The organism is Pseudomonas sp. GW821-FHT07E12, assembly GCF_058986605.1.
The window spans coordinates 1-24,388 of sequence record NZ_JBYSVX010000045.1 but is presented as its reverse complement, the minus strand read 5'-3'; the positions used below and the strand labels follow the sequence as shown (position 1 = coordinate 24,388).

Genomic DNA, 24,388 nt, shown 5'->3' with positions numbered 1-24,388 from the left:
TAGGCCCGCTGGCGTTAGCGCTGCATGGATGGCGCGATCCGGCGGTGGGTTCTGTGGCGGTGATCGCGGATTGCATGGGACCGCCGCCACGCCATGCCACATCACGCAAGCACCTGGGCACAACGCTGTGTCACGGCGCCGAAACGTAGCGGTGGTCTAAGCTTTACCCATCCCCCCACCCCGCTGGCACGGTTCGCACAGGCATCCGTGGCCACGCCTTTTCTGGAGATTTCCCATGAGTCATGCCCATGGTTACGCCGCCCGTTCCGCGGATCAGCCGCTTGCTCCGTTCTCGTTCGAACGTCGCGAGCCGGGTCCGCACGATGTGCGCGTCGACATCCTCTATTGCGGTGTCTGCCATTCCGATCTGCACACCGCCCGCAACGAATGGCAGAACACGCTGTACCCGTCGCTGCCGGGTCACGAGATCGTCGGCCGGGTCAGTGCGGTCGGCAGCGAGGTGAAAGGCTTCAAGGTCGGCGACGTTGCCGGCGTCGGCTGCATGGTCGACAGCTGCCGCACCTGTCCGTCCTGCCAGGAGGGCGAGGAGCAGTATTGCGAGGCTGGCTTCACCGGTACCTACAACGGGCCGATGTTCGGCGGCGAGAACACCTACGGCGGTTATTCCGATCACATCGTGGTGGACGAGAAGTACGTGCTGCGGATCAGCCACAGTGCCGATGACCTCGCCTCGGTCGCGCCGTTGCTGTGCGCCGGCATCACCACCTACTCGCCGCTGGCGCATTGGAAGGTCGGTCCGGGCCAGAAGGTCGGCATCGTCGGCCTGGGCGGGCTGGGCCACATGGGCGTGAAGATCGCCAAGGCGATGGGCGCCAGCGTGGTGCTGTTCACCACTTCCGAGAACAAGCGCGCCGATGCGTTGCGGTTGGGCGCCGACGAGGTGGTGGTGTCGAGGGATCCGGAGCAGATGGCCGCACAGGCCAACTCGCTGGATTTCATCCTCAACACCGTCGCCGCCGAGCACAACCTGGATCCGTTCCTGGCCGCGCTCAAGCGTGACGGCGCGATGGTGCTGGTCGGTGCGCCCGAGCATCCGCATCCGTCGCCGACCGTGTTCAACCTGATCCTGAAGCGCCGCACCCTGGCCGGTTCGTTGATCGGCGGCATCCGCGAGACCCAGGAGATGCTGGATTTCTGCGCCAAGCACGGCATCGTGTCGGACATCGAGACGATCCCGATGAACCAGATCGAGCAGGCCTACACGCGCATGCTCAAGGGCGACGTGAAGTACCGCTTCGTGATCGACATGGCGACCTTGGACAAGGCCGCCTGAGCATGCACGCGACGATCTGGCACAACCCGCGCTGCGGCACTTCGCGCAACGTGCTGGCGCTGCTGCGGCACGTCGGCATCGAGCCGGAGGTGATCGAGTACCTGAAGCAACCGCCGGATCGCGCGCGGCTGAAGGCGTTGATCGCAGCGTCCGGGCTGAGCGTGCGCGAGGCGATCCGGGCCAAGGAAGCTGCGTATCGCGAGCGCGGCCTGGATGATCTGTCGCTGGATGACGAGGCCTTGCTCGACGCGATGCTGGCCGATCCGATTCTGATCAACCGGCCGTTCGTCGAAACCGGGCTGGGCGTGCGCTTGTGCCGGCCGTCTGAGGTGGTGCTGCAGATCCTGCCGCCGTTGGCGACGCCGTTCACCAAGGAAGATGGTGAGGTGGTTGGGGGGAAGTGACGGGTTTTTGCTCGCCTTCCCTCTTCGAGGCTCTGCTGGGTTTGCCCGGGAGCTGATGGTGGGCGAGTGCTGGCCGCTCCTGTCGGAAGCTTTCCTTCTCGCCATCTTTCAGCTGTCGTCCCCGCGCAGGCGGGGATCCAGTGCCTTTGCTTTTCGCGCGATGCGCTTCAAGTCGCTGGGTCCCCGCCTGCGCGGGGACGACGGTAGAAGGGTTGCGACGGCTGAAACATCTGTAGCCAGCAAGTGCAACGGCAACGTCCATGGATTCCCGCGAAAGCGGGAATCCATGGACGTCGTTTTTCACAGAACGCAAAACCCGCCGATCAGGCCGCCACAGCCTGATCAGCCACCGCCACGCCCAGCCACTGCGCGATGCTGCCGGCCGCGTCGCGGCCTTCGGCCACGGCGGTGACCACCAGGTCGGCACCGCGCACGCAGTCGCCGCCGGCGAACAGCTTCGGGTTGGCGGTCTGGTACGGCAGCTTGCTGCCGCCGACCGCGATGCGGCCGTTCTGTGCGCCCTGCACGCCCTGCGCCGCCAGCCATTCCGGCAGCGTCGGCGAGAAGCCGAAGGCGATGATCACCACGTCCGCTTCCAGCAGCGATTCGCTGCCTTCGATCGGCTCGGCATTGCGGCGGCCCTGCGCGTCCGGCTCGCCGAGCCTGGTCTCGACCACGGTCACGCCGATCGCTTCGTCGTCGGCCCCGGCCTCGATCGACAGCGGCTGGCGGTTGAACAGGAAGCGCACGCCCTCCTCGCGAGCATTGGCCACCTCGCGCGCACTGCCGGGCATGCTGGCCTCGTCGCGGCGATAGGCGCAGGTGACCTTGGCCGCGCCCAGGCGGATCGCGCTGCGCACGCAGTCCATGCCGGTGTCGCCGCCGCCGAGCACGACCACGCGCTTGCCGGTCAGGTCCGGCAGCGCGACGGTGTCTTCCCAGCCGGCGATCGGCCGGCCCCACGGATCGTTGCCGGAGACGATGCGGCTGTTCTGCACCAGGAACGGCAGCGCCGGCAGCACGTTCTTCAGGTCCTGCCCGGGCAGGCCGCCATCGGTGTAGCGATAGGCGCCGGTGCCGAGAAATACCGCGTCGAAATCGCCCAGCAGCTGTTCGGCGGTGATGTCCTTGCCGATCTCCACGCCGAGGCGGAACTGCACGCCCATGCCTTCCAGCACCTCGCGGCGCTTGGCGATCACGCTCTTGTCGAGCTTGAAGCTGGGGATGCCGAACTGCAGCAGGCCGCCGATCTGCTCGTAGCGATCGAACACCACCGCCTGGATACCGGCACGTGCCAGCCGGTCAGCACAGGACAGGCCGGCCGGGCCGGCACCGACCACCGCCACGCGCTTGCCGGTCGAGGTGACCATGCTCAGGTCCGGGCGCCAGCCATTGGCCAGCGCCGCATCGACGATGTACTTCTCGACCGCACCGATGGTGACCGCGCCGAATTCTTCCAGCGTGCAGCTGCCCTCGCACAGACGATCCTGCGGACACACCCGGCCGCACACTTCCGGCAGCGGGTTGGTCGAATGGCACAGCGCCGCGGCTTCCTCGATGCGGTTTTCCTGCACCAGTTGCAGCCACTGCGGGATCGCGTTGTGGACCGGGCATTTCCAGCTGCAATAGGGATTGCCGCAATCCAGGCACCGACCGGCCTGGTACTGCGCCTCCTCCTTGCCGAATTTGCCGTACAGCTCGCCCCAGTCACCGGACGTACGCAGCTCCACCGGGATGCGCTGCGGCATCTGGCGCGGGAGGTCTAGGAATTGGAAGACTTGCTTGCGGCTCATAAGGCGGGGATTCGAAATTCGGGATTGGGGATTCGTAAAAGCAGGGGACTGGAGTCGGATCCGATGTGGGGATTGCTTTTCCCAATCCCGAATCCCGAATCCCCAATCCCGTCGTTGAGGTGTGCCGCCTAAGCGGCTCGCCTCAACGACTCAGTCAACGACTCGATACTGGCCGCCTTCGGTTTGACCAGCCAGAACTTGCCGACGTAGTCGCGGAACTCGTCGAGGATCTGCTGCGCCCAGATGCTGCCGGTCAGTTCGCGGTGGCGGCTGATCAGCGTGTGCAGGTGCTGGCGATGGCTCTCGAAGCCCTCGGCCGAGATGCGGTGGATGTCGATCAGCTCGTGGTTGTAGCGATCCACGAAATCACGCTCGACGTCCAGCACGTAGGCCATGCCGCCAGTGAAGCCGGCGCCGAAGTTCAGCCCGACCCGGCCCAGCACCAGCACGATGCCGTCGGTCATGTACTCGCAGCAGTGGTCGCCGGCGCCCTCGATCACCGCCAGCGCGCCGGAGTTGCGCACGCCGAAGCGCTCGCCGGCGCGGCCCGCGGCATACAGCTCGCCGCCGGTGGCGCCGTACAGGCAGGTGTTGCCGATGATCGCGGTGTTGCGGGCCTCGAAGCGCGCGCCGCGGGGCGGACGCACCACCAGCCGGCCGCCGGCCATGCCCTTGCCGACGTAATCGTTGGCTTCGCCCTCGATCTCCATGTGCAGGCCACCGGCGTTGAACGCGCCGAAGCTCTGCCCGGCGGTGCCACGGAAGCGCAGTGTGATCGGCGCTTCGTTCATGCCGTGGTTGCCGTGCACGCGCGCGATCGCGCCGGACAGGCGCGTGCCGATCGAACGGTCGGTGTTGTGGATCAGGAAGCGATGGTCGCCACCGGACTTGTTGGCGATCGCATCGGCGAGCAGGCCGTCCATCTGCGTGGCCAGGCTGTCCGGCGACTCGTACAGGCGCTGTGCGGCGCAATGCGGGGCGTCGTAGTTCGCGTTCTTGAGCAGCCGCGACAGGTCGACGCTGACCCCTTCGCGCGGCGACACCTGCAACTGCTCAAGCAGGTCGGTGCGGCCGACGATCTCGTCCAGCGACCTGGCGCCCAGGTAGGACAGCCAGCCGCGCACTTCCTCGGCGAGCAGCCGGAAGAAGTTCTCCACGCGCTCGGGCAGGCCGGTGAAGTAGCCCTCGCGCAGGCGCTCGTCCTGGGTGGCCACGCCGGTGGCGCAGTTGTTGAGGTGGCAGATGCGCAGGTATTTGCAGCCCAGCACGATCATCGGCGCGGTGCCGAAGCCGAAGCTGTCCGCGCCCAGCAGTGCCGCCTTGACCACGTCCAGGCCGGTCTTCAGGCCGCCGTCGGTCTGCAGGATGGTGCGGTTGCGCAGGTCGTTGGCGACCAGCGCCTGGTGCGATTCGGCCACGCCCAGCTCCCACGGCACGCCCGCGTAGCGGATCGAGCTGATCGGCGAGGCGCCGGTGCCACCGTCGTGGCCGGACACCGTGATCAGATCCGCGCCGGCCTTGACCACGCCGGCGGCAATCGTGCCGACGCCGGCATGCGAGACCAGCTTCACCGACACCAGCGCGCTCGGATTGACCTGCTTGAGGTCATAGATCAGCTGCGCCAGATCCTCGATGGAGTAGATGTCGTGGTGCGGCGGCGGCGAGATCAGGCCGATGCCCGGCTTGGCGTAACGCAGCCGCGCGATCAGCTCGTTGACCTTGTGGCCGGGCAGCTGGCCGCCCTCGCCGGGCTTGGCGCCCTGCGCGACCTTGATCTGCAGCACCTCGGCGTTGACCAGATATTCCGGCGTGACGCCGAAGCGGCCGGAGGCGACCTGCTTGATCTTGGAGCGCTTCTCGGTGCCGTAGCGGACCGGATCTTCGCCGCCCTCGCCCGAGTTGGAGCGTCCGCCCAGGCGGTTCATCGCGATGGCGAGTGCCTCATGCGCTTCCGGCGACAGCGCGCCGAGCGAGATCGCGGCGGTATCGAAGCGGCGCAGCACGTCTTCGGCCGGCGCGACGTCATCCAGCGGCGTCGGTGCCTCGGCCTTCTTCAGCTGCAGCAGATCGCGCAGCGCCGACGGCGGACGCGCATGCACCGCGTCCATGTAGCGCTGCCAGTCGCTGGCGGTACCGGTGCGGGTCGCGCGCTGCAGGGTCAGCACCACGTCCGGGTTGTACATGTGGTACTCGCCGCCGTGCACGTACTTGAGCAGCCCGCCCACTTCCGGCTTGGCCAGATCGTTCCAGGCACGCACGGTCAGCTCGCGTGCCTCGGTGTCGAGCCGGCTCAGGGTGACGCCGCCGACGCGCGAAGGCGTTTCCGGGAAGCACAGCTCGACCACGTCGGCATCCAGCCCGACGATCTCGAACAGCTGCGCGCCGCGATAGCTGGCGATGGTGGCGATGCCCATCTTGGAGATGATCTTGCTCAGCCCCTTGATGATGCCCTTGCGGTAGCTCGGGCCGATCTGCATCGGCTCGCCGCTGCCGCGCTTGAGTTTGAGGATGCCGCGGCGGTTGAGGTCGAACAGGGTCTGGTAGGCCAGGTACGGATACACCGCGGTGGCACCGAAGCCGAGCAGGCAGGCCATGTGGTGCGGATCGCGCGCGGTGCCGGTCTCGATGATCAGATTGACGTCGCAGCGCAGGCCCTTGGCCGACAGGTGGTGGTGCACCGCACCGGTGGCGAGCAGCGCATGCACCATCGGCCGGTCCGCGACCGGATAGCGGTCCGACAGCAGCAGCATCACCACGCCATCGCGCGCGGCCTGTTCGGTCTCCTGGCAGATCCGCTCGATGCCGGCCTTCAGGCCTTCCTCGACGCTGTAGGACAGGTCGATCAGGCGATTGCGGTTGACGTACTGCTCCATCTTCAGCAGCTGGCGCAGCTTGCGCTGGCTCAGCACCGGCGAGTTCAGGATGACGTGGTTGACCGTCTCCGGGCCGGCGTGGAAGACGTTGGTCTCCTGGCCGAGCTGGGTGGTCAGCGACATCACGCAGTTCTCGCGCAGCGGATCGATCGGCGGGTTGGTGACCTGCGCGAACGCCTGGCGGAAGTAGTCGTACAGCGGCCGGGTGTACTGGCTCAGCACCGCCATCGGGGTGTCATCGCCCATCGAGCCGGTGGCTTCCTGCTCGGTCTCGGCGAGCGGACGCAGGATCTGCTCCACTTCCTCGGTGCTGAGCTGGAACAGCTTGTGATAGCTGCTCAGGGTCTTCTCGTCGAACGGCTCTTCGGCCAGCGACGGGTCGATCAACTCGGTCTGCAGGTAGGTCACGCCCTGCTGCAGCCATTGCTTGTACGGCGCGCGGGCACGGTTGATGCGGTCGATGCCGTCGCTGTCGAGCAGATCGCCCCGCTTGAGGTCGATCGCCATCATCTCGCCCGGGCCGAGCTTGCCCTTGCGGGTGATGCGCTCGGCCGGCAGTTCCCACACGCCCGCTTCGGAAGCGACCAGGAAGTGGCGGTCGGAGGTCAGCATCCAGCGCGCCGGGCGCAGGCCGTTGCGGTCGAGCGTGCAGGCCGCATAGCGCGCGTCGCAGGCGACGATGCCGGCCGGGCCGTCCCACGGCTCGGTGTTGAGGCCGTGGAACTCGTAGAACGCGGCCAGATCAGCGTCCTTGAATTCCAGCGACTGGGTGGCCGGCGGCACCAGGATGCGCAGCGCCTGCAGCAGGTCCATGCCACCGGAAACCAGCAGTTCCAGCATGTTGTCCAGGCTCTGCGAATCCGAGCCGTGCATCGAGATCACCGGATCGAGTTCGGCGATGTCGAACTTCGGGGTCTTCCACACCTTGCTGCGCGCCTGCGCCCAGCGACGGTTGCCCTCGATGGTGTTGATCTCGCCGTTGTGCGCGAGCAGGCGGAACGGATGTGCCAGCGGCCAGCGCGGCAGCGTGTTGGTCGAGAAGCGCTGGTGGAACACCACCGCGCTGGAGGCCAGTTCGCTGCGCTGCAGGTCCGGGTAGAACGTGCTCAGCTTGTCCGGCAGCACCATGCCCTTGTAGCTGATCGCGTTCGGCGAAAGCGTGGTGACGTAGAAATCGGCGTGCTCGCGCAGGCCCTGCTCGGCACGGCGACGGGCCAGGAACAGCGACAGCGCGAAGCCTTCATCGTTCTGACCGGCACCGGCGTCGACGAACACCTGCTCGATGCGCGGCAGCGTGTCCTTGGCCAGTTGACCGCAGACGCGGTCGTCGGTCGGCACCACGCGCCAGCCGCGCGGTTCGGCGCCGGCACGGCGCAGCTGCGTGTCCAGTTCCTCGCGACATCGCGCGGCGTCGTCGTCGGCATGCGGCAGGAACACCACGCCGGCGGCGTAGCGCGCGCCGATCGCGATGCCGGCCTCGCGCGCCAATGCGCGCAGGAACGGATCGGGTTTGCGGATCAGCAGGCCGCAGCCATCGCCGGTGAGGCCGTCGGCGGCGACGCCGCCGCGGTGGGTCATGCGCGAAAGCGCGGCGATCGCGGTGTCCACCAGCGATCGGGAAGGCTGGTCATCCAGTTGGACGACCATGCCGAAACCACACGCATCGCGTTCGTCGCGTGCGTCGTAAAGACCTGGGTCTTGGAGCCCTTGGCGAGTGCGGGGGGCCATGTGTGCCTCGTTGCGATCCGGAGAAGCGGCGACTGACGTCCCCGCTCGATCTTGGAGCGCATTCGTGGGGTCACCGGATGATCGACTAAATCACAGTTGATGCGGTGCCGCAACTCACCGTTGCAAGTGCAACGAGAACGCGGCGAAAGCATTGCCGCGTCTGGCTTTCGCGGGGCTCGCCGGAACCCTGCCGGAAACCCCGGTTCAGCCGCAGCGCACGCCGCTGACGACGTTGTTGGCATCGACGTCGATGTTGAGCCGCTCGCCGTCGAACTCCATCGTCACCGCCTGGCCGGGTTTCAGCACGCGCACGCGGCTGGCGTGGGTGTCCTGCTGGGCCTGCCGGGTCGCCTCGTCGGTGAGCGTCTGGCCGACCAGCGGCTGCGCCAGGGTCGCATCGCAGCTGCCGACCGGCGGTGCCTCGGGGGTGGCGGGGAAGGCGGCGGCATCGGCGGCTTGCTGGGCCTGTGCACCGACGGCTTCCTGTTCGTCCGGTGCCGGTGGCTTGCAGGCGGCCAGCGACAGGATCAGCGTCGACGCCAGCAACAGGGCGATGGTGCGTGGACGCGGGGCGGTCGGCTCATTCCACATCGGGCAGGTCTCCGGGGGGGCTTGGGAGACGCCAGCATAAGCACAAGCTCTCGGCGATGGCAGGCATCGTCGGTGGCGTTAAGTGTGCGTGCGGCCAGGCCGGCGCGGGCCTGGCTTCGCTGCGGTACCACTGCGAGGGATATGGGCGGTGGGTATTCAGCCGCAATAGATCGCGGTGATGTTGTTGGTCGGGCCCTGCTCGATGGTCAGGCGATCGCCGCCGGTGTCGCTGCGGCCTTGCGCCGGATCGGCAATGCCGCTGGCGGTGGCGCCGCTGCGGGTGAGTGTTCCACGCACCACGCCGACCGCGTTGCTGTCGCTGTCCACGCGGGCGCGCTCCACGGTCTGCGGGGTGGCGGCCAGGCCGACGGCGCCGCGCACCCTGTCGCTATGGCATTGCCCGGTGATGGTGCCGTCGATGGGTTTTACCTGTGCGACCTGTGCGGTGCTGCAGGCAGCGAGCGCGACGGCGGCGACAAGCGGAACGCAGGCACGGATCATGGCGGGAACTCCTCGAAAGACGGGCCCGTAGCGTGTCGCGGTGCGCGTGTGCGGTGCATGAAAACCGGTGGAGGTGATCGGGTTCCACGCGGCGCCGATGCGGGCCGATAATCGCTCGACAGATCAGGGAGCAAGCCGTGGCGGAGCCATATCGTGTGGTGGTACTCGGTGGCTACGGCCATTTCGGCGCGCGCATCGTGCGTGCACTGGCCAGGACACCGGGGATCGAGGTCATCGCGGCCGGGCGGAATCCGCAGAGCGCGGCGGCGAATCTGCCCGGCATCGATCTGTCGCGCATCCGGCTGCATCGACTGGATAGCGAGGCGCCCGACTTCGCCGAAAGCCTGGCGGCCACCCGCGCCGATCTGGTGATCCATACCGCCGGGCCGTTCCAGGGCCAGGGTTACGCCGTGGCACTGGCCTGTTTGCAGGCCGGCATGCATTACATCGATCTGGCTGATGGACGTGATTTCGTGCGTGATTTTCCGGCGGCGGTCGATGCCGCTGCACAGCATGCGCAGCGTTGTGCGATCAGTGGCGCCAGTACCTTGCCGGCGCTGTCCAGTGCGGTGGTGGATGCGCTGCGTGGGCAATTCGACGCATTGCATGTCATCGATCTGGTGATTGCACCGGCCCAGGCCACGCCGTTGGGCATGGCGACGGTACGCGCGGTGCTGTCCTATTGCGGCCGGGCGTTTGAGTGTTGGCAGGATGGCCGCTGGCAGCGCGTGGTCGGTTGGGCCGATCCGGTGCCGGTGCACTTCGGCCGCATCGCCCCGCGTCTGGCCGCAGCCTGTGATGTGCCCGATCACGACCTGCTGGTGCAGCGCTATCCCGGCGTGCAGACGGTGCGATTCCGCGCCGCGCTGGAGCTGCCGTTCCTGCAACGCTGCCTGGCCATGATCGCCGGGCTGCGCCGGCTCGGCCTGCCGTTGCCGATGGCAGCGCTGGCGAGCGTGTTCGCGCGCGCCGGGCGCTGGTTCGACCGCTTCGGCACCGACCTCGGCGGCATGCGGGTGACATTGCAGGGCCTGCACGGCGGCCGTCCGCGCAGCGTGCACTGGGATCTCACCGCGCCGATGCTGCACGGGCCGGAAATTCCCTGCTTCGCCGCGATCCTGCTGGCACGGCGGCTCGCGCGCGGTGAGGCGCTGCCGGTGGGCGCGCAGGCGTGCGTGGGCCTGCTGTCGCTGGGCGAGTTCGAGCAGGAATTCACTGCCTGGCAGATCGACAGTGTGACGACAGTCATGGGCTGAGGTGCCGAAAGACCTATTGACTACACCTGTCGCCATACGTACGTTAGCGACAAATGTAGTCACGGAGTCGCCGCCATGCGCCGCAAGACGATCGGGGACCAGGAACTGGCCCTGCTGCAGTACATCGATGAACACGGTGAAGCCAGCGTCGGCGAGGTTGCCGCCGGTTTCGGCGAGGCCCGCGGGCTGGCCCGCTCGACCGTGCTGACCATGATGGAGCGCCTGCGCGCCAAGGCTTACCTGAGCCGTCGCCAGGTCGATGGCATGTACCGCTACGCCGCCACCGCGCAGCAGGAAGAGGTGATCGGCAGCACCATCGGGAACTTCGTCGAAAGGACATTGCAGGGCTCGGTCTCGCCGTTCGTGGCGTGGATGTCCGAGCGCGCCGAGGTCAGCGACAACGAGCTGGCCGAACTGGAAGCGTTGGTGGCCAAGCTGCAGTCGCAGCGACGGGAGGGCTGAGCGATGGATACGGTCATGGAGTTGATGCTGGCGCGCCTGGCCGCGACCAGCGTGCAGACTTTGCTGCTGGCCGCGCTGGTCTGGGTGGTGTGCCGCAGCTTCAAGCGCTTGCCGGCCGCCAGCCAGTGCTGGCTGTGGTGGCTGGTCGCGCTGCAGGGGCTGATCGGCCTGTTCGCGCCGGGCGCGGTCGAGCTGCCGCTGCTGCCGGCGGCGCAGATCGCGGCTACGACCACGCCGCTGCTGGTCGCCGCGGATATCGCGCCTGTCGAAATCAGCACCGGTTTCAGCTGGACCCATGCGCTGGCGGCGCTGTGGCTGGCCGGTGTGTTGCTGCTGACGCTGCGCACCGCGCTCGCCTTCCGTGCCAGCCGGCTGCTGCTGCGGCAGACACGTCCTTGCCCGGACGCGCGCCTGGATCGTGCACTGCGCCTGGCCGCCGAGGCACATGGATTGAGTCGCGCGCCAGCCCTGCGCGTCAGTGATGCAATCGACTCGCCGCAGCTGATCGGCCCGTGGCGCCCGGTGCTGCTGTTGCCGGCACGCCGTCTGGCCGCGATGAACGATGACGACCTCGACATGGCGCTGACCCACGAACTGGTGCATCTGTGCCGTCGCGATCTGTGGCTGGGACTGGTGCCGACGCTGGCGCAGCACCTGTTCTTCTTTCATCCGGCGGTGCATCTGGCGGCACGCGAATATGCGATCGCCCGCGAGGCCGCCTGCGACGCCGCCGTGGTCGCAGGCAACCGCCGCTGCGCGCACGACTATGGCCGCCTGCTGGTGCAGCTCGGTGTCGCAGCGCGTCCGCGCGCTGGTCTGGCCAGTGCTTCGCCAAGTTTTCTCAGCCTCAAGCGCCGCCTGACCCTGCTGCAGCACGCGCCCGGTACGCCGGGCTGGGGAACGCGACTGTTGCTCGGAGTGGTCGCGATTGCGGCGATCACACCACTGCGACTGGTGGCCGGCACCGCGTGGGCGGACGACGTCCCCGCGATCACCCAGCCCGCCGGGCCAGACCGCATCGCCGCGCCTGCCGCGCCGTTGCCGCCGTCTGCGCCGGCGCTTCCGGCAGAGCCTGCTGCATTGTCGCCACCGGCGAAGCTCGCTGCGCCCGGGGTACTTGAGCGTGTCACCGCCACCGCACCGGCGATATCAAAAGAAACGAGCTGGCTGAGCGAAGACGACCGTCGTGAAATCAGCCGTTCCATTGCCGATGCTCACCGCGAAGTCCGCGACGCGATGCTCGCCGAATTCGGCCCGGACCACGCAGCGCTGGCCGACAGTGCCGGCGAACTGGGCATGCAGGCCGCGCAACTGGCGCTGCAGGAAGCGGGCAAGCAGATCGAGCTGTTGGGCCCGCAACTGCGTCAGATCAGCGAGGATGCACGCCGTGCGGGCCTGGAGGCGAGCCGCGCCCAGGTAGTGGCGATGCGCGAGCAGAAGCAGGCGCTGGTTCAGGCCAGGGTCCAGGCCAAGGCCCAGGTCCGCGCTGCCAATGCGGCAGCCAAAGCCGACAACGCGGCCGAACGCGCCAACCAGGCCGCCGCACAGGCCGAACGCGCGGCGGATGCGGCCGAGGTGCGTGCGCGTTGAGGTTGCGTTAGCTCATCCGCGCGCCGGGGAAAATGGTTCTCGTGATCTCCAGCGGTCGGTCTCGGATCGACCACAGCAACGTCACCGGGCTCCCGCCCCCGCGTTCGCGGGGGCAGGCGCTGCGCGGGAGCGACGGTAGAGGGATGGCGTCGCTCGAAAGATGACTCGTCGCGAAAAACTTTCACCCGTCATCCCCGCGCAGGCGGGGATCCAGGGACTTTCGAGCCGGTCAAGGCAACGCTGCGGAAAGATGCATCGCGCAGGTGCGGGAGTGCTGGTAGGGAGATTGGATCGTTGTCGAGCGAGCGTCTCTCGATGAATCTTCGCTCGTCATCCGCGTACTTCTCTCACCCGTCATTGCACTTTGCAGCGACTGCCGACTGCAAGCGCAGTTCCGAACGCTCCTCGGCCTCGGCCTCAACCAACCGTTGGAACAGCAGCGCCAGCGTCACCACGTCCTGATGATTGTGTTCGCCCACGCGGCGCAGGTTGCGCGCGCTGCCGCCGCGTAGCCAGGTCAGCCACGCGGCCGGCGCTTCCGAGCCGGGCAGATCGTCTTCGCGGACGATGCGCAGCAGCTGCCGCTCGATCGTCGCCAGCCGGCAGTTTTCCCAATGGCCCCGGTAGCGACGACGGGTTGGAAACAGCAGATCGACATGGTCCAGCCCGCCCAACGGCTCGGGCTGGCGCGCCAGCCGGAAACGCGTCTTCAGCAGCGGTGCGTCGTAACAGCGGCCGTTGTAGCTGGACAGCACCGTGCGTGGTGTCAGCCAGCCGGCGAACTCGCGCAGCATCGCCGGCTCCGCCGCCATCGTCGCCATCAACAGCTGGCGCACACGCAGGCCGGAGCGCCCTTCCGCGTCCACGCGCCAGTCGGCCGCGCCGATCATGAACGCGCGCGTGCCGGTGCCCCCGGCCAGGCCGGTGGTCTCGGTGTCGAAGAACAGCAGGTCGTGCGGATCGACCGCCTCGTTCTCGCGCTTGGCGAAGGCCAGCGACAACGACGTATCCGGTATCGCTTGCGGCAGGAACGCCTCGACCAGATGCAACCCCGGCGCGATTTCGCGCCCCGGCAGTTCGCGGTCCTGTGCGTGTACGCGCGGCGGCGGACTCGCGCCGGGTTGACGCTCGCGCAGACCGAGCAGGCGTCGCAGTGAGGCGATGTCCTGGGTGGGGCGGTGCGAGGAAGGCGTAACGCTGGGCGCCGGCTCGATCCAGTCAAATACGGAACCGATAGCCGCAGGCGATTTTTGTGGGAGGGGCTTCAGCCCCGACGGCTCTTGCCGGGAAAGCTCCGTCGGGGCTGAAGCCCCTCCCACAGGACGGCCTTCGTCGGAAATGCTTTCCTGCGGGGTACTTCGAGTAGAGAAACTCGGCGGCGTTCCCGCAGTGCGTGCCGGAGCCGCTCCGCGCGGTGATCCAACCGGATCCGAGTCCCCGCCCGCCTGCTTTCGCAGCGCACGCAGCTTTTCCAGGCTGATGCTCATGCCCGCGCTTCCACCACCACATCAAGCGCATCCGGATGCGCAGCGTGCGACGTCGCGTCGCCCAGCAGCGCTAATACCTTCAACGCCAGTGTCTTCGGCGATTCACCCTGCCCGTCTTCCTGCGCCGCCAGCACCGGGCCGACGCAGGCCGGGCAGCCGGCCTTGCAGTCGCAGCGTTGCACCAGCTCGCCCGCGCGCTGCACCAGCTCGGCCTGACGCAGCCACAACGGCTCGCTCAGACCCACGCCGCCGGGGAAGTTGTCGTACAGATACACCGTCGGCACGAAACTCTGCTGCAGCTCCACCCCGCCCTCATGCTCGGCGCCGCGCAGCTGGCCGCGTCCGGTTTCGTCGGCGATCGCAAACCACGCGCCGTCGCCGTTGCCCACCGCTTTCTGAAGATCGCGCGCATCGGCCATCACCGCGACGGTGGCGACGATATGCAACGCATACGCGGCACCGAGGAAGCCATCCAGCGCATCCTGGCGATCGGAGAACTCGCGCAACAACGTCGCCTGCGGCAGCTGCCACCACACTGCGGTGGTATGCAGCTCCTGGTCGGGCAGATTGACCTGGCCGTAGCCGATGTTCTCGTGGGTGTAGTAGCGGATCTTCTTGTAGCCGGCCACGTGCCGCACCACATGCACCTCGCCGTGATGGCTGTCGCCGCGCCCGGCTACGCCGCCGTCGAAACGATCCAGCACTTTCAATTTCGTGTAGTCGATGCTGTCGGTGTAGTAGTCCACGTGAGTGCGTGTGACGTAGGCCTTGCGGCCGTCCCAATCGAGTTTTTCGACCTGGTAGGGCGTGGACTGCACCATGTGGATCGCGCCTTCGTACAAGGTCAGCGCCGCGGCGGAATAATCGACCTCGGCAATGATGTGCTGCTTGCCGTCGCTGCGATCCACCACCACGAAATTGCCCTCGGCCACCGAGCGCAGGCTCACCGAGTTGGCCGGATAGCTGTCGGCGATCCACTCCCAGCGCTCGCCCTCCTGGTGCACCACGCCGCTCTCGGCCAGCGCTTCCAGGAATACCACCGGATCGACCGGACCGAACGGCTCGCCGGCCAGGAACGGCAGTTCGAAGGCGGCGCAGCGGATGTGATCGAACAGGATCAGCGGTTGATCCGGCGCGATGCGCGCATGCTCGGGCGAGGCATCGGCGAAGAAATCCGGATGCCGCACCACGTACTGGTCCAGTGGCTGCGAACTGGCCACCAGCACGCCCAGCGCCGGCTGCTGGCGACGCCCGGCGCGGCCGAAGCGCTGCCAGGTCGCCGCGACGCTGCCGGGATAGCCGTTGAGGATCACCACGTCGAGCGCGCCGATGTCCACGCCCAGTTCCAGAGCCGAGGTCGAGACGATGCCGTCGATGTTGCCCGCGCGCATCGCCCGCTCCACCTCGCGCCGCTCGGTCGGCAGGTAGCCGCCGCGATAGGCACGGATGCGGGGTGGTTTGCGCGGATCGTGGTCGAAGATGTCCTTCAGGTACTTGGTCAGCACCTCCACCATCAAGCGCGTCTGCGCAAATACCAGCGTCTTCAGTCCGGACTTGATCGCGATGCGCGCGATGCGGTTGCTCTGCGAGCGCGCCGATGCGCGCAGGCCCAGATCCGGATTCACCACCGGCGGATTCCACAGCAGCACGTGCTTGTCGCCGGTCGGCGCGCCTGACTCGGTGATTGCGTGCACGCGCTGCTCGATCAACGCCTCGGCATGCGCATGCGGATTGCCGATCGTCGCCGAGCACAGGATGAATTGCGGATTCACCCCGTAGAACGCGCAGATGCGCTTGAGCCGGCGCAGCACGTTGGTGACATGGCTGCCGAATACGCCGCGATAGGTGTGGATCTCATCGATCACCACATAGCGCAGGTTCTCGAAGAACTGCGCCCACTTGGTGTGATGCGGCAGGATCGCCTGATGCAGCATGTCCGGATTGCTGACCACGATATCGCCATGCAGCCGGATCGCCTGCCGCGCATCGCCCGGCGTGTCGCCGTCGAAGGTGAACGCTTTCACCCCCAGCTCGCCGGCACGGTTGAGTTCCAGCAGCTCGGCAACCTGATCCTGCGCCAGCGCCTTGGTCGGGAACAGGTACAGCGCCTTGGCATTGCCCTGCATCGCCGCGCTCACCACCGGCAGCGTGTAGCACAGCGACTTGCCGGACGCGGTAGGCGTAACGATGGCGACATGCTCGCCGCGCTGGGTCGCATGCCACGCCTCGGCCTGGTGCGAATACAGCTGTTCGATCCCACGCGCCCGCAGTGCCGCCTTCAACGCCGCCGGCACATCGTCCGGAATCGGTGCGTAGCGCCCCTCACGCCCCGGCATCGTGAAGCTGCCGGTGATCCGGTCACGGTACCGGCGTTCCAGCCGCTGCGTCAGCAACGCGCCATCGCGCGAAGGCCGGCCATCGGTGGTCGCCAGCGCCCGTTCGCTGGCTTCGGTGCGGGGAGCGAGGGGAAAGGCCATGGTGCGCTTGGTCGATCAAAGGGCGTTATGAAAGCACGGAGGAGTCTCAACCTGTGAGACTCCCGGATGCGCAGCGGCTGATAAAATACACGGCTGCCAGATCCCGGATCTGAAAGCTGAATTGGCCCCGCTACCGCATGTCGATTGTCGCGCCCCAACGGGCGCTTCAGCATCTGTCGCCACTGCAAGAACAGGATTTACCGATGAAATCAAAGACATTGATGCGGCTTACGGCAGCGTGCCTTGCACTGGCAGCAGTTGGCGCGCAGGCGAAGACGGATTATGTGCCTGTCGTCTATCGTGAAACGTCGGGGGTACGTCCCTACGTGCAGATCAAGTTGAATGGCAAGCCATTGCTTTTCATGATCCATGCGAACACGAACTTCTATGCCATGACGACGCATAAGAACGCGAGTGATGCGGGGATCACCGACCTTGCGCAGCAAGGCACCTACGGCATTACCGCGGTAGGCAAAGTAAGCAATCTTGGCAGCGCCAAAGCCAGCGCGAAAACTTTCCAGATCGGTTCGTCGGTTACTCAGGACATGCCGATCAAGGTGTTCGAAATTCCTCAAGACCCACCGGTTGATGGAATGGCTGGGCTTCTGTGGCTGAGGCAGTCAAAGGTCATGATCGATTACCGACTGGACCGTCTGGCGATTCCGCAATCGGATGCCGATACGGCTGCCGAACACGCGCGATTGAAGCGAGAGGGATATGTAGCCCATCCCATGACCTGGGATGCGAGCAAGAGCCACTATGTCGTAAAGCCCGAGGTCAATGGAAAGCTCGGCTTGTTCGTCGTCTCGACGGTATCCCGCCTTATTGTGGATGACCAATATGCGAGCAGAGTCGGGATCGCGCTTGGGCCGGTAGCGGATACTTTCGGCGGCCCGACTGGAACGACGGGCGAAGAACGCGATACGGCAAGCGAGTTCACGCTTGAACTGGATGGCCAGCACCTGAATCCTACCGTTGCGCGCAGCTACGACCTGTATGCCTACGACGGTGACTCCCGCCCGGCTTCGCTCGATGAGCAGATAAACGGCTATCTGGGGTGCGACTTCATGCGCGCCAACGGCGCAGTCATCGACTTCGGCTCAGGTACGCTTTTTCTCAAATCCGGGAAGTGATGGGCGGTTCTGATCTGGTGGTCACAACATGCGTTCCATCCGAGACATAGTCGAACGACGCGCTGTGTCATGACCTGCTGAACAAAGCCCGGGACGATTCCAGCTTTCCGTTCCGGTTCTTCAGCATTCGAATCTTCGTAATCCGCACGTTTTTCCTGTTCGTTCTCTCGCTTCCTTTCGCTGCTGTCGCCGCGACACCGGCGGCGCCGAAGCCGAATTCCCGCGCCGAGGCGACCGCGATCATTGCCGAGCTGCGTAAGGTGGGCGGCCGAGGCCGCCGGTATCTCGCTGTCGCCGGAGTACGGCGACGATGACGTCAGACAAGTTTGGGCAGGCAACAGCTCGCGTGTCCGGTGATACTGTTCCTCGGGCGGCATGACATCAACGTCTCTTCCGAGGTCGCCGCCGAATGGATTGCGCACGTCCAGGCGCCGGCCAAGCATCTCGTGTGGTTCGAACAGTCAGCGCATGAGGTCATGATCGAGGAGCCCGGCAAGACCCTGCTATCGCCGGTGCAATTGGCACGTCCGATCGCCGAGCAGGTGGGCGACGTGCCGAGCAACTGACATTGAACAGGCCGCCATGCTGGTTTCCCCGCCGTAGCGCTCTCCATGGAAGCACAGCGGCGTCTCAGCCTGTGAGACAGCAAAGTAGCGGGGCCCTCAATGCAAGTGAGCCTGCTCCGGTTCCCGGGAATCCTCAGGAGAAGGAAAACACACCCGGTCTGATTATCCTTGAGCCCCCCAAGGAAAGGATTGCTCTGGATGCGAATGGCGAAACATATCGGCGGCGTTGCCATGCTCATCCTGGCCGTCGGGCATGTGCAGGCTCAGGTGGACGAATCGGCGCCGCCAACCGCTACGCAGACGAACGACAACGTGCCGACCTTGGGCGAGGTGCGCGCGATCGCGCCTGACGAGGAGGCGCCGGTCGATCTGTACCGTTTCAAGAATCCGGTTACCGTCGAGCCCAACCGGTTCGATCGTGGCTACCGTCCGCCACCGAGCGTCAAGCAGGTGAGCGAAGGCGGCGGTTATCTGATGATGGGGCTGTACTACGGTGTAGCGATGGCGGCGAAGGGAATACACCGCCTCACCGGCGGGCCTGACCAGATCCAGTCCACGATCGCGCGCCCGCCGCCGTTGACCGAAGCCCAGTTGCAGCGCGCCGCCTCCATGTGCGGCACGGATGGCGGAAGCTGCGTGCTCGACGAAGGCGGCAACTGAGCGGCCTGTGAGGCCGCCGTGCTGGTTTCTTCGCCGTGGTTTTGCCGGATGGCGCGTCAGCCCATCGCCGGGCCGGCGCGTCGAACGGTCTCTTCCTGCTGCAGATTTGCCTGCCGCGCCTGGACGTTGGCCTGCTGTTGGTCGGCCTGGGCCAGTTGTCGGAATGAGGCCTCGATGGGGGTGGATACGGCTTCATCAGTGGGCATGTGCGCACGTCGATGTGCGGGATCGCGCGGTTCGCCCTGCACGATGAAGACGTTCTGGCCGGCATTCACACGGTCGCCCTGCACGCTGAGCAGCACGTGGTCCACCCGGTCGAAGCCGTTGGCTGCCGCCAGGCGAGTCAGGCTGGCACTCATGCAGGCACTGCTTTGGTCAGGTTGTCGGCCGAGTTGGCGGTCGAGTGCTTCCACGCCGGTACTGCATTGCTGGTGCAGGTTGTGACGTGGATGACCGGGCTGGTCCGGCGTGGCCGCCGAGGCCAGCGTTTGCGCCGGTTGCGTGGCGTCCGGTGCGTTCTCCGAGAGCAGGAACGGGCTCTTCATGACCGGCTGGTTGCGATACGGATCCTGCGGATGGAAACCGTGGCGCAGCGACTCACGCTCCAGGCGGAGCTGGCGGGTGTCGTTGAGTTCCTCGATCCGGGCCGGATCCTTGATCTGTCGCGGAATCGAGGGGTATCCACCGCCGCTGCTCTGTTCCCACCATGACTGGCTGCGTGTGTCGTAGCTCGCGGAAGCGTTGAGATTGCCGATGGTGCCGGGATCGGTATTGGGACGTTCGCTGCCTGCGGCGGCACGTGCGATGGCCATGTTGCCGAGGTACGAGGTGGCGTTGAGCTTCTCGTCGTCGTATTTGCGGATGTCGAGCGTGGTGTTGCCCAGGCGATCCAGTCCCAGGCTGGCGTTGTTGAGCATGTTCGACCATACCTGCTCGGCCTTCGGCTCGCCGCCGTGGCGGCGGGCGGCTTCCAGCAGTTGGCGAGGCGTCCAGCCGTCGGGGTTGATCCGGTGGCTTTTGAAGGTGAGGTCGTGCACGTCCTGGACATCTTTCACCGGAAGGTTCAGTGCGAGATCCGGGCGATGGTCCTTGAAATGCGCTTCGCGCATGGCGAAGTCCCGCTGCATGAGTTCAGCACCGAACGCATTCCACTGCCGCTCGGTCAGGCGAACGCCATCACGATGTGCCTGCATGTCCGCGAACGTATTGGCCGTGGCACCCGGTGCGTTGTCATTCCTGACCACGCCAAGCGCCAGCAGGCCGTATCCGTCGTTGCCATCTTTATGCGCGAGGTAATTCCAGTAGAGCTCGCGGTTTTTCTGCCCGGCATAGTGGTGCAGGATTTCGAGATCCTGCTGGTTCAAGCCTGCCATGGTTTGCTCCTTGCGGTGTTTTTCGTCTCGATCAATGCTTCAGCGCGGGCTTGCCGACGGAAAATTGCTCCAAGGCTTCGATCGCGCGAGCCTGAATCCGCTTCCACTCAGGAAGTGCGGCGCGAACGTAATTGATGTCGACCGCGATCCTCGTTCCCGGCAGAACGAACATGTGCTTGCACATTGGCAGGGACGTTTCCTTGCTGCGTACCATCTTGCCCTGTCTGTATTCCACGCCGCTGTCTTTCACCTGTCGTGAGGTGCACTTGATGACCGTGCGGATACTGCTGTGGTCGGCACTGTCTACGTACCATTCGTCCAGCCAGAACAGGTCTGGGAGAGAAGAACCTTTGGCCTGGTAGTAGGCCGCTGTGCGCTCCAGGTCCACGTAATAAGGGGTGAGTCCATGGAAGGGCTCACCCTGGATCCGCGTGTCCAAGCGGTTTTCAGGAGCGCTACGGTCGCCAATCGTGGGCATGTACTCCACGCGCATTCTTTCGTCAGGATCAACGCGATCCAGATAGCGATAGCTGATCGCAACCGTGCGTGTGGAAACATCCAGCTTCAGATTCGAGCGTTCGCCGGGGGCGAAGGCATTCAGATCGGGGTATTCGAGATTCAGGCTGAAGCTGCCGTCGAAGTACGGCCCCATCTGGTCGTCGAAATAGTTGGCCGGGATCTTCAGCTTGTAGGGACCCAGGCAGGCTTCCATCAACGGCGGTGGGGTGGCGCTCGGGTCCTGTGGCCCCATCTGGCGCTTGCGCACGCAACCTTGTTCGTTGGTCATGGTGTCGGCCACGGGTTCGGGCTGGCTGCAGCCGGGTGTGGCCGCGCCCAGGATCAGCCAGGCGCTGGCGAGTAGCGAGAACGTCTTTCTCATGCGTCGCCGATCCGTCGAGGCCGTGCCGGGTTGCCCGATCCGGATCGGATCACCTCAGGCCGGCTTGCTGCTTCATGCTGGCCCAGGACAGCGTAGGCAGCGCCTTGGCGGTGGCCTGGCAGTACTGGGTGACGCCGGTGGAGCGCATGCCTTCAAGCGCGGCCGGTTCGATCCGCTTGATCAGGTCCTGCACCGAAGCGATGGCCTCGGCAGCACCCTTGCTGGTGGGCGGGGTACGCAGCACTTCGATGAAATCCGGGTTGCGTGCGCGGAATGCCTGCAGGCCGGCTTCGTAGGTCGCGCGCGCCTGGGGATCGGTGGCGCAGAAGCGTTGCTGGTTCTGCAACTGCAGGTCGAAGGAAAGCGCGGTGGCGTATTCGATGACGCGCGGATCGGCCTGGCGCCAATCCGGTTGCTGCTGTTGTGCCGATGCGGCGCCGGCGACCAGGGCCAGCGCGGCCAGTGCATATCCCTTGTTGAGCGGTTTCATCAGTTCACTCCTTGAATTGGATGGGGTAATTCGAAAACCGGCTTACTTTAGTCGGATACGTGGGGGCGTGCATTTCGCAAGCTGAAGCGGCTTCATGCATTGCGCGAGGCGCTCCGCGTGCATGACCGCCGCTTGCGAATGAAATGCGACGTACGTCACGGATTGAGGCTGAATCCGTTCAACCCAGCTCCAGTGCATCGGTCAGGTCGCCCGGCGCCACGCCGCTGGCCGCGAGCATGGCGCGTTCGCGTTCGACCAGGCCCGGCAGCGGTTCCAGGCCGAAGCGGCGGGTGATCAGGCGCAGGATCGAGCCGGTGTCGTAGACGGTGTGGTCGACGAAGCCGCGCTTGGCCAGCGGCGAGACCACCAGCGCCGGGATGCGCGAGCCCGGGCCCCAGCGGTCGGCCTTGGGCGGGGCGACGTGGTCCCACCAGCCGCCGTTCTCGTCGAAGGTGATGACCACGACGGTGTTCTGCCACTGCGGGCCGTTGCGCAGTGCCTCGATCACGCAGGCGATGTGGCGATCACCCGCGGCGACGTCGGAATAGCCGGCGTGCATGTTGAGGTTGCCCTGCGGCTTGTAGAACGTCACCGGCGGCAGCTTGCCGTCGCGGATGTCGGCGATGAAGCGGTTGTCCGGCGCGCTGTCGCCGAGGCCGCCGTCACGCAGGTGGTGCTGGCGTGCGCTGCTGCCCGGGGCGAGGTTGGCGAAGTAGTTGAACGGCTGGTGGTGATACTGGAAGTTGGGGCTGCCGGGGAACTCGCTGGTCTCGCCGGTCTCACCGTTGCCCTGCACTGCCAGCGCCCAGCCGCCGGCGTACCAGGCCCAATCGACGCCGGCCGCGTCGAGCGCGTCGCCGATGTGGTGATGGGTCTGCGGCGGCAGCACGTTGGCGCTGTCGGACGGGGCGTAGTCGGGGCGTGCCGGATTGTTCATGCCGCACGGCTGGAACGGCGGCAGCATCGTGTTGACCGCCCAGAAATCCGGAGTCAATGCGCCATTGCGGACGAATTTCGGGCGGCCGTTGAGCGCGCTCGGTGGGCTGCTTTCGTCGAGCAGCAGGCGCGTGCCGTGTGGATCCTCGCTGTCGAGCAGCGCGGTCTGCAGCCGCGCCGGACTGTGGTCGGCGTGCGGGTAGTACGGTGGTTGCGCGGTGATCAGGTACTGGTGGTTGAGGAACGAGCCACCGAAGGCGCCCATGAAGAAGTTGTCGCAGAGCGTGTACTCGCGCGCCAGCTGCCACAGTCGCAGCGTCGCGGGCGCATCGCCGTAGTTACCCATCACCAGGCCGCCGCTGTCGCCCCAGGCAGCGAAGGCGTCGTTGCGGCCGCCGTTGATCTGCATCTGGTTTTCGTAGAAGCGGTGCACCAGATCGCGTGTCACCACGCCGTGCGGCAGCGGCTTGCCGTCGGGCGTGGTCAGGGCGAACGGCGCGTTCGGTAGCGGGCCGAAGGCGTCCTCGCCGATCTTGAAGCGGCGGTGATCGACGACCTGTTCGTCCGGGACCAGCCCGCCCCAGATCGGCGGCAGGATGTCGAGCACGTTGCCGTCGCGGTCGCGCTGCAGGGCATCGGCCGGTTTCAGCGCCGACAGCGGTTGTTGCAGGCCGGGGAAGTCCGGGAACAGATTGTTGAAGCTGCGGTTCTCGCAGTAGATCACCACGATGCGCTGGACCTGCTCGCGCAGTGCGCGGTCCAGTGCGGTGTTGTCGCCGTGGCGCGTGGCCTTCGGCCTGGCGGCGGCCGGGGCCTCGCCGGTGGACGCGCCGACGGCGAGGGCGCCACCGGCCAGGGCGATGCCGCCGAGCAGGCGGCGGCGTTGCGGATTGTCAGGCGTGTCGCTGGGACGGCGTGGGGGTGTCTTCACCGGGTGACTCGGTTCGAGGCGGGAGAGCCGCTCGACGACAGGTACGACCATGCCCGACCACGGCGCGGAGCCGTGGCGATGATGAGGCAGGCATGGTGGCGACGAGTCATGGCGGGATGGCGGGAGCGGTGCGCCGGCGACCAGGGACGCCGGGTGCGGTGGAACGGAACCGCATCCTGCGGAAGTCGCCGGAATCTATCACCGTCATGTGGCCGCTGGGCGACAGCGGTCTCACTACCGCGCTCCGATCATCCGGCGCGGCTCAACGCGTCCAGCGGCCGGGGAAGAAATGCCAGTAGGGGCCGCGATGCACCCAATATGCCGGGCGATAGTAGTAGCCCACGCGGACCGGCTCCCAGTAGCCGTCCACCCAGACGTGACGGTGCATGGGGGCGTCCCAGCTCCAGTAGCCCGGCGCCCAGATGTAACCGGGTCGCGGTGGCGGGATGCGCACGTAGTACGGCGCGGGTGGCGGTACGCCGATGCCGACTTCGACGACGGTGCGGGCTTGTGCCTGTGGGGCGAAGGCGGCGATTGTGGCTGCGGCCAGGGCGAGGCTGGTGCTCAGGGTCAGGGAGCGGGAAAAGCTGTTCATGGGGGGTGTCTCCGTTTGTGCCGTTGGTGATGGCGGGCAGTACGGAAACGTGAGGGGGTTGGGGGGTGTTGACGGGGTTGGGGAGTGGGATTCAGCTGGTGGAGTGGGGTTTGTTCCGTTGCGTTCATGGGATGTGTCTGCGGTCGTCCGTGCGTAGAGCCTGCCCTCGTGAAAGCGGGGGATCCAAGGCGGGGGATCCGGTGTCTTCCACGCAATCTATCTACCGTCGTCCCCGCGCAGGCGGGGACCCAGTGACTTCCGCACCGTTCTCGTTCTCCGCAATCCATCTACCGTCATCCCCGCGAACGCGGGGATCCATGGACGTTGCTTCTAGGTTTGAAGTTGCAGTGACGGCAACAGCAACAGCA

General features: G+C 66.3%; 20 protein-coding genes. 8 read left to right on the top strand and 12 right to left on the bottom strand.

The window, feature by feature from the left end:
* Positions 1-235 precede the first annotated feature (235 nt).
* Positions 236-1,294: an NAD(P)-dependent alcohol dehydrogenase gene (locus AC3WJE_RS18955; protein ID WP_493732387.1), complete on the top strand. Its 1,059-nt coding sequence runs from the start codon at positions 236-238 to the stop codon at positions 1,292-1,294.
* Positions 1,295-1,296: 2 nt separating this feature from the next.
* Complete coding sequence (gene arsC / locus AC3WJE_RS18950) at positions 1,297-1,698, top strand: arsenate reductase (glutaredoxin) (protein ID WP_493732386.1); 402 nt, start codon at positions 1,297-1,299, stop codon at positions 1,696-1,698.
* 323 nt (positions 1,699-2,021) lie between these two features.
* Here arsC and AC3WJE_RS18945 read toward each other — a convergent pair whose 3' ends face one another.
* The 4 genes from AC3WJE_RS18945 to AC3WJE_RS18930 form a co-directional block, all read right to left on the bottom strand.
* Positions 2,022-3,491, bottom strand: coding sequence for an FAD-dependent oxidoreductase (locus AC3WJE_RS18945; protein WP_493732385.1), 1,470 nt, complete (start codon positions 3,489-3,491; stop codon positions 2,022-2,024).
* A gap of 128 nt (positions 3,492-3,619) precedes the next feature.
* Entirely contained in the window at positions 3,620-8,092 is a 4,473-nt protein-coding gene (gene gltB / locus AC3WJE_RS18940) for a glutamate synthase large subunit (protein ID WP_493732384.1), read from the bottom strand.
* 204 nt (positions 8,093-8,296) lie between these two features.
* The gene (locus tag AC3WJE_RS18935; RefSeq protein WP_493732383.1) at positions 8,297-8,683 is read right to left on the bottom strand and encodes an I78 family peptidase inhibitor; all 387 of its coding nucleotides are present in this window, start codon (positions 8,681-8,683) and stop codon (positions 8,297-8,299) included.
* A 156-nt stretch (positions 8,684-8,839) separates the two neighbouring features.
* Positions 8,840-9,184, bottom strand: coding sequence for a hypothetical protein (locus AC3WJE_RS18930; protein ID WP_493732382.1), 345 nt, complete (start codon positions 9,182-9,184; stop codon positions 8,840-8,842).
* Between the two features lie 137 nt (positions 9,185-9,321).
* On the opposite strand from AC3WJE_RS18930, the gene AC3WJE_RS18925 reads away from it, so the two are divergent.
* The 3 genes from AC3WJE_RS18925 to AC3WJE_RS18915 all read left to right on the top strand — a co-directional run bounded on the left by AC3WJE_RS18925 (position 9,322) and on the right by AC3WJE_RS18915 (position 12,492).
* Complete coding sequence (locus AC3WJE_RS18925) at positions 9,322-10,440, top strand: saccharopine dehydrogenase family protein (protein WP_493732381.1); 1,119 nt, start codon at positions 9,322-9,324, stop codon at positions 10,438-10,440.
* A 75-nt stretch (positions 10,441-10,515) separates the two neighbouring features.
* The gene (locus AC3WJE_RS18920) at positions 10,516-10,902 is read left to right on the top strand and encodes a BlaI/MecI/CopY family transcriptional regulator (protein WP_493732380.1); all 387 of its coding nucleotides are present in this window, start codon (positions 10,516-10,518) and stop codon (positions 10,900-10,902) included.
* A 3-nt stretch (positions 10,903-10,905) separates the two neighbouring features.
* Positions 10,906-12,492, top strand: a complete 1,587-nt coding sequence (locus AC3WJE_RS18915) for a M56 family metallopeptidase (protein WP_493732379.1) — start codon at positions 10,906-10,908, stop codon at positions 12,490-12,492.
* Between the two features lie 347 nt (positions 12,493-12,839).
* Here the strand turns inward: AC3WJE_RS18915 and AC3WJE_RS18910 are convergent, their stop codons facing one another.
* The gene (locus AC3WJE_RS18910; protein ID WP_493732378.1) at positions 12,840-13,979 is read right to left on the bottom strand and encodes a ribonuclease H-like domain-containing protein; all 1,140 of its coding nucleotides are present in this window, start codon (positions 13,977-13,979) and stop codon (positions 12,840-12,842) included.
* On the bottom strand, positions 13,976-16,456 hold the full coding sequence (locus AC3WJE_RS18905) for a DEAD/DEAH box helicase (RefSeq protein ID WP_493732377.1): 2,481 nt from the start codon (positions 16,454-16,456) through the stop codon (positions 13,976-13,978). The genes AC3WJE_RS18910 and AC3WJE_RS18905 overlap by 4 nt, the downstream gene beginning before the upstream one ends.
* Positions 16,457-16,593: 137 nt before the next feature.
* Between AC3WJE_RS18905 and AC3WJE_RS18900 the strand changes: the two genes are divergently transcribed.
* Positions 16,594-17,589, top strand: a complete 996-nt coding sequence (locus tag AC3WJE_RS18900; RefSeq protein ID WP_493732376.1) for a hypothetical protein — start codon at positions 16,594-16,596, stop codon at positions 17,587-17,589.
* A 67-nt stretch (positions 17,590-17,656) separates the two neighbouring features.
* Here the strand turns inward: AC3WJE_RS18900 and AC3WJE_RS18895 are convergent, their stop codons facing one another.
* Complete coding sequence (locus AC3WJE_RS18895; protein WP_493732375.1) at positions 17,657-17,833, bottom strand: hypothetical protein; 177 nt, start codon at positions 17,831-17,833, stop codon at positions 17,657-17,659.
* Between the two features lie 109 nt (positions 17,834-17,942).
* Between AC3WJE_RS18895 and AC3WJE_RS18890 the strand changes: the two genes are divergently transcribed.
* Positions 17,943-18,155 (top strand): hypothetical protein, encoded by a 213-nt coding sequence (locus AC3WJE_RS18890; RefSeq protein WP_493732374.1) that lies wholly within the window; start codon positions 17,943-17,945, stop codon positions 18,153-18,155.
* 231 nt (positions 18,156-18,386) lie between these two features.
* Complete coding sequence (locus AC3WJE_RS18885) at positions 18,387-18,815, top strand: hypothetical protein (protein WP_493732373.1); 429 nt, start codon at positions 18,387-18,389, stop codon at positions 18,813-18,815.
* Between the two features lie 56 nt (positions 18,816-18,871).
* Here AC3WJE_RS18885 and AC3WJE_RS18880 read toward each other — a convergent pair whose 3' ends face one another.
* The 5 genes from AC3WJE_RS18880 to AC3WJE_RS18860 form a co-directional block, all read right to left on the bottom strand.
* Positions 18,872-20,188: an XVIPCD domain-containing protein gene (locus AC3WJE_RS18880; protein ID WP_493732372.1), complete on the bottom strand. Its 1,317-nt coding sequence runs from the start codon at positions 20,186-20,188 to the stop codon at positions 18,872-18,874.
* Between the two features lie 31 nt (positions 20,189-20,219).
* Positions 20,220-21,068, bottom strand: coding sequence for a hypothetical protein (locus tag AC3WJE_RS18875; RefSeq protein ID WP_493732371.1), 849 nt, complete (start codon positions 21,066-21,068; stop codon positions 20,220-20,222).
* A 49-nt stretch (positions 21,069-21,117) separates the two neighbouring features.
* Positions 21,118-21,558: a hypothetical protein gene (locus AC3WJE_RS18870; protein WP_493732370.1), complete on the bottom strand. Its 441-nt coding sequence runs from the start codon at positions 21,556-21,558 to the stop codon at positions 21,118-21,120.
* A 178-nt stretch (positions 21,559-21,736) separates the two neighbouring features.
* The gene (gene acpA, locus AC3WJE_RS18865) at positions 21,737-23,476 is read right to left on the bottom strand and encodes an acid phosphatase (RefSeq protein ID WP_493732369.1); all 1,740 of its coding nucleotides are present in this window, start codon (positions 23,474-23,476) and stop codon (positions 21,737-21,739) included.
* A gap of 211 nt (positions 23,477-23,687) precedes the next feature.
* Positions 23,688-24,020, bottom strand: a complete 333-nt coding sequence (locus AC3WJE_RS18860; RefSeq protein ID WP_493732368.1) for a YXWGXW repeat-containing protein — start codon at positions 24,018-24,020, stop codon at positions 23,688-23,690.
* Positions 24,021-24,388: the final 368 nt, after the last annotated feature.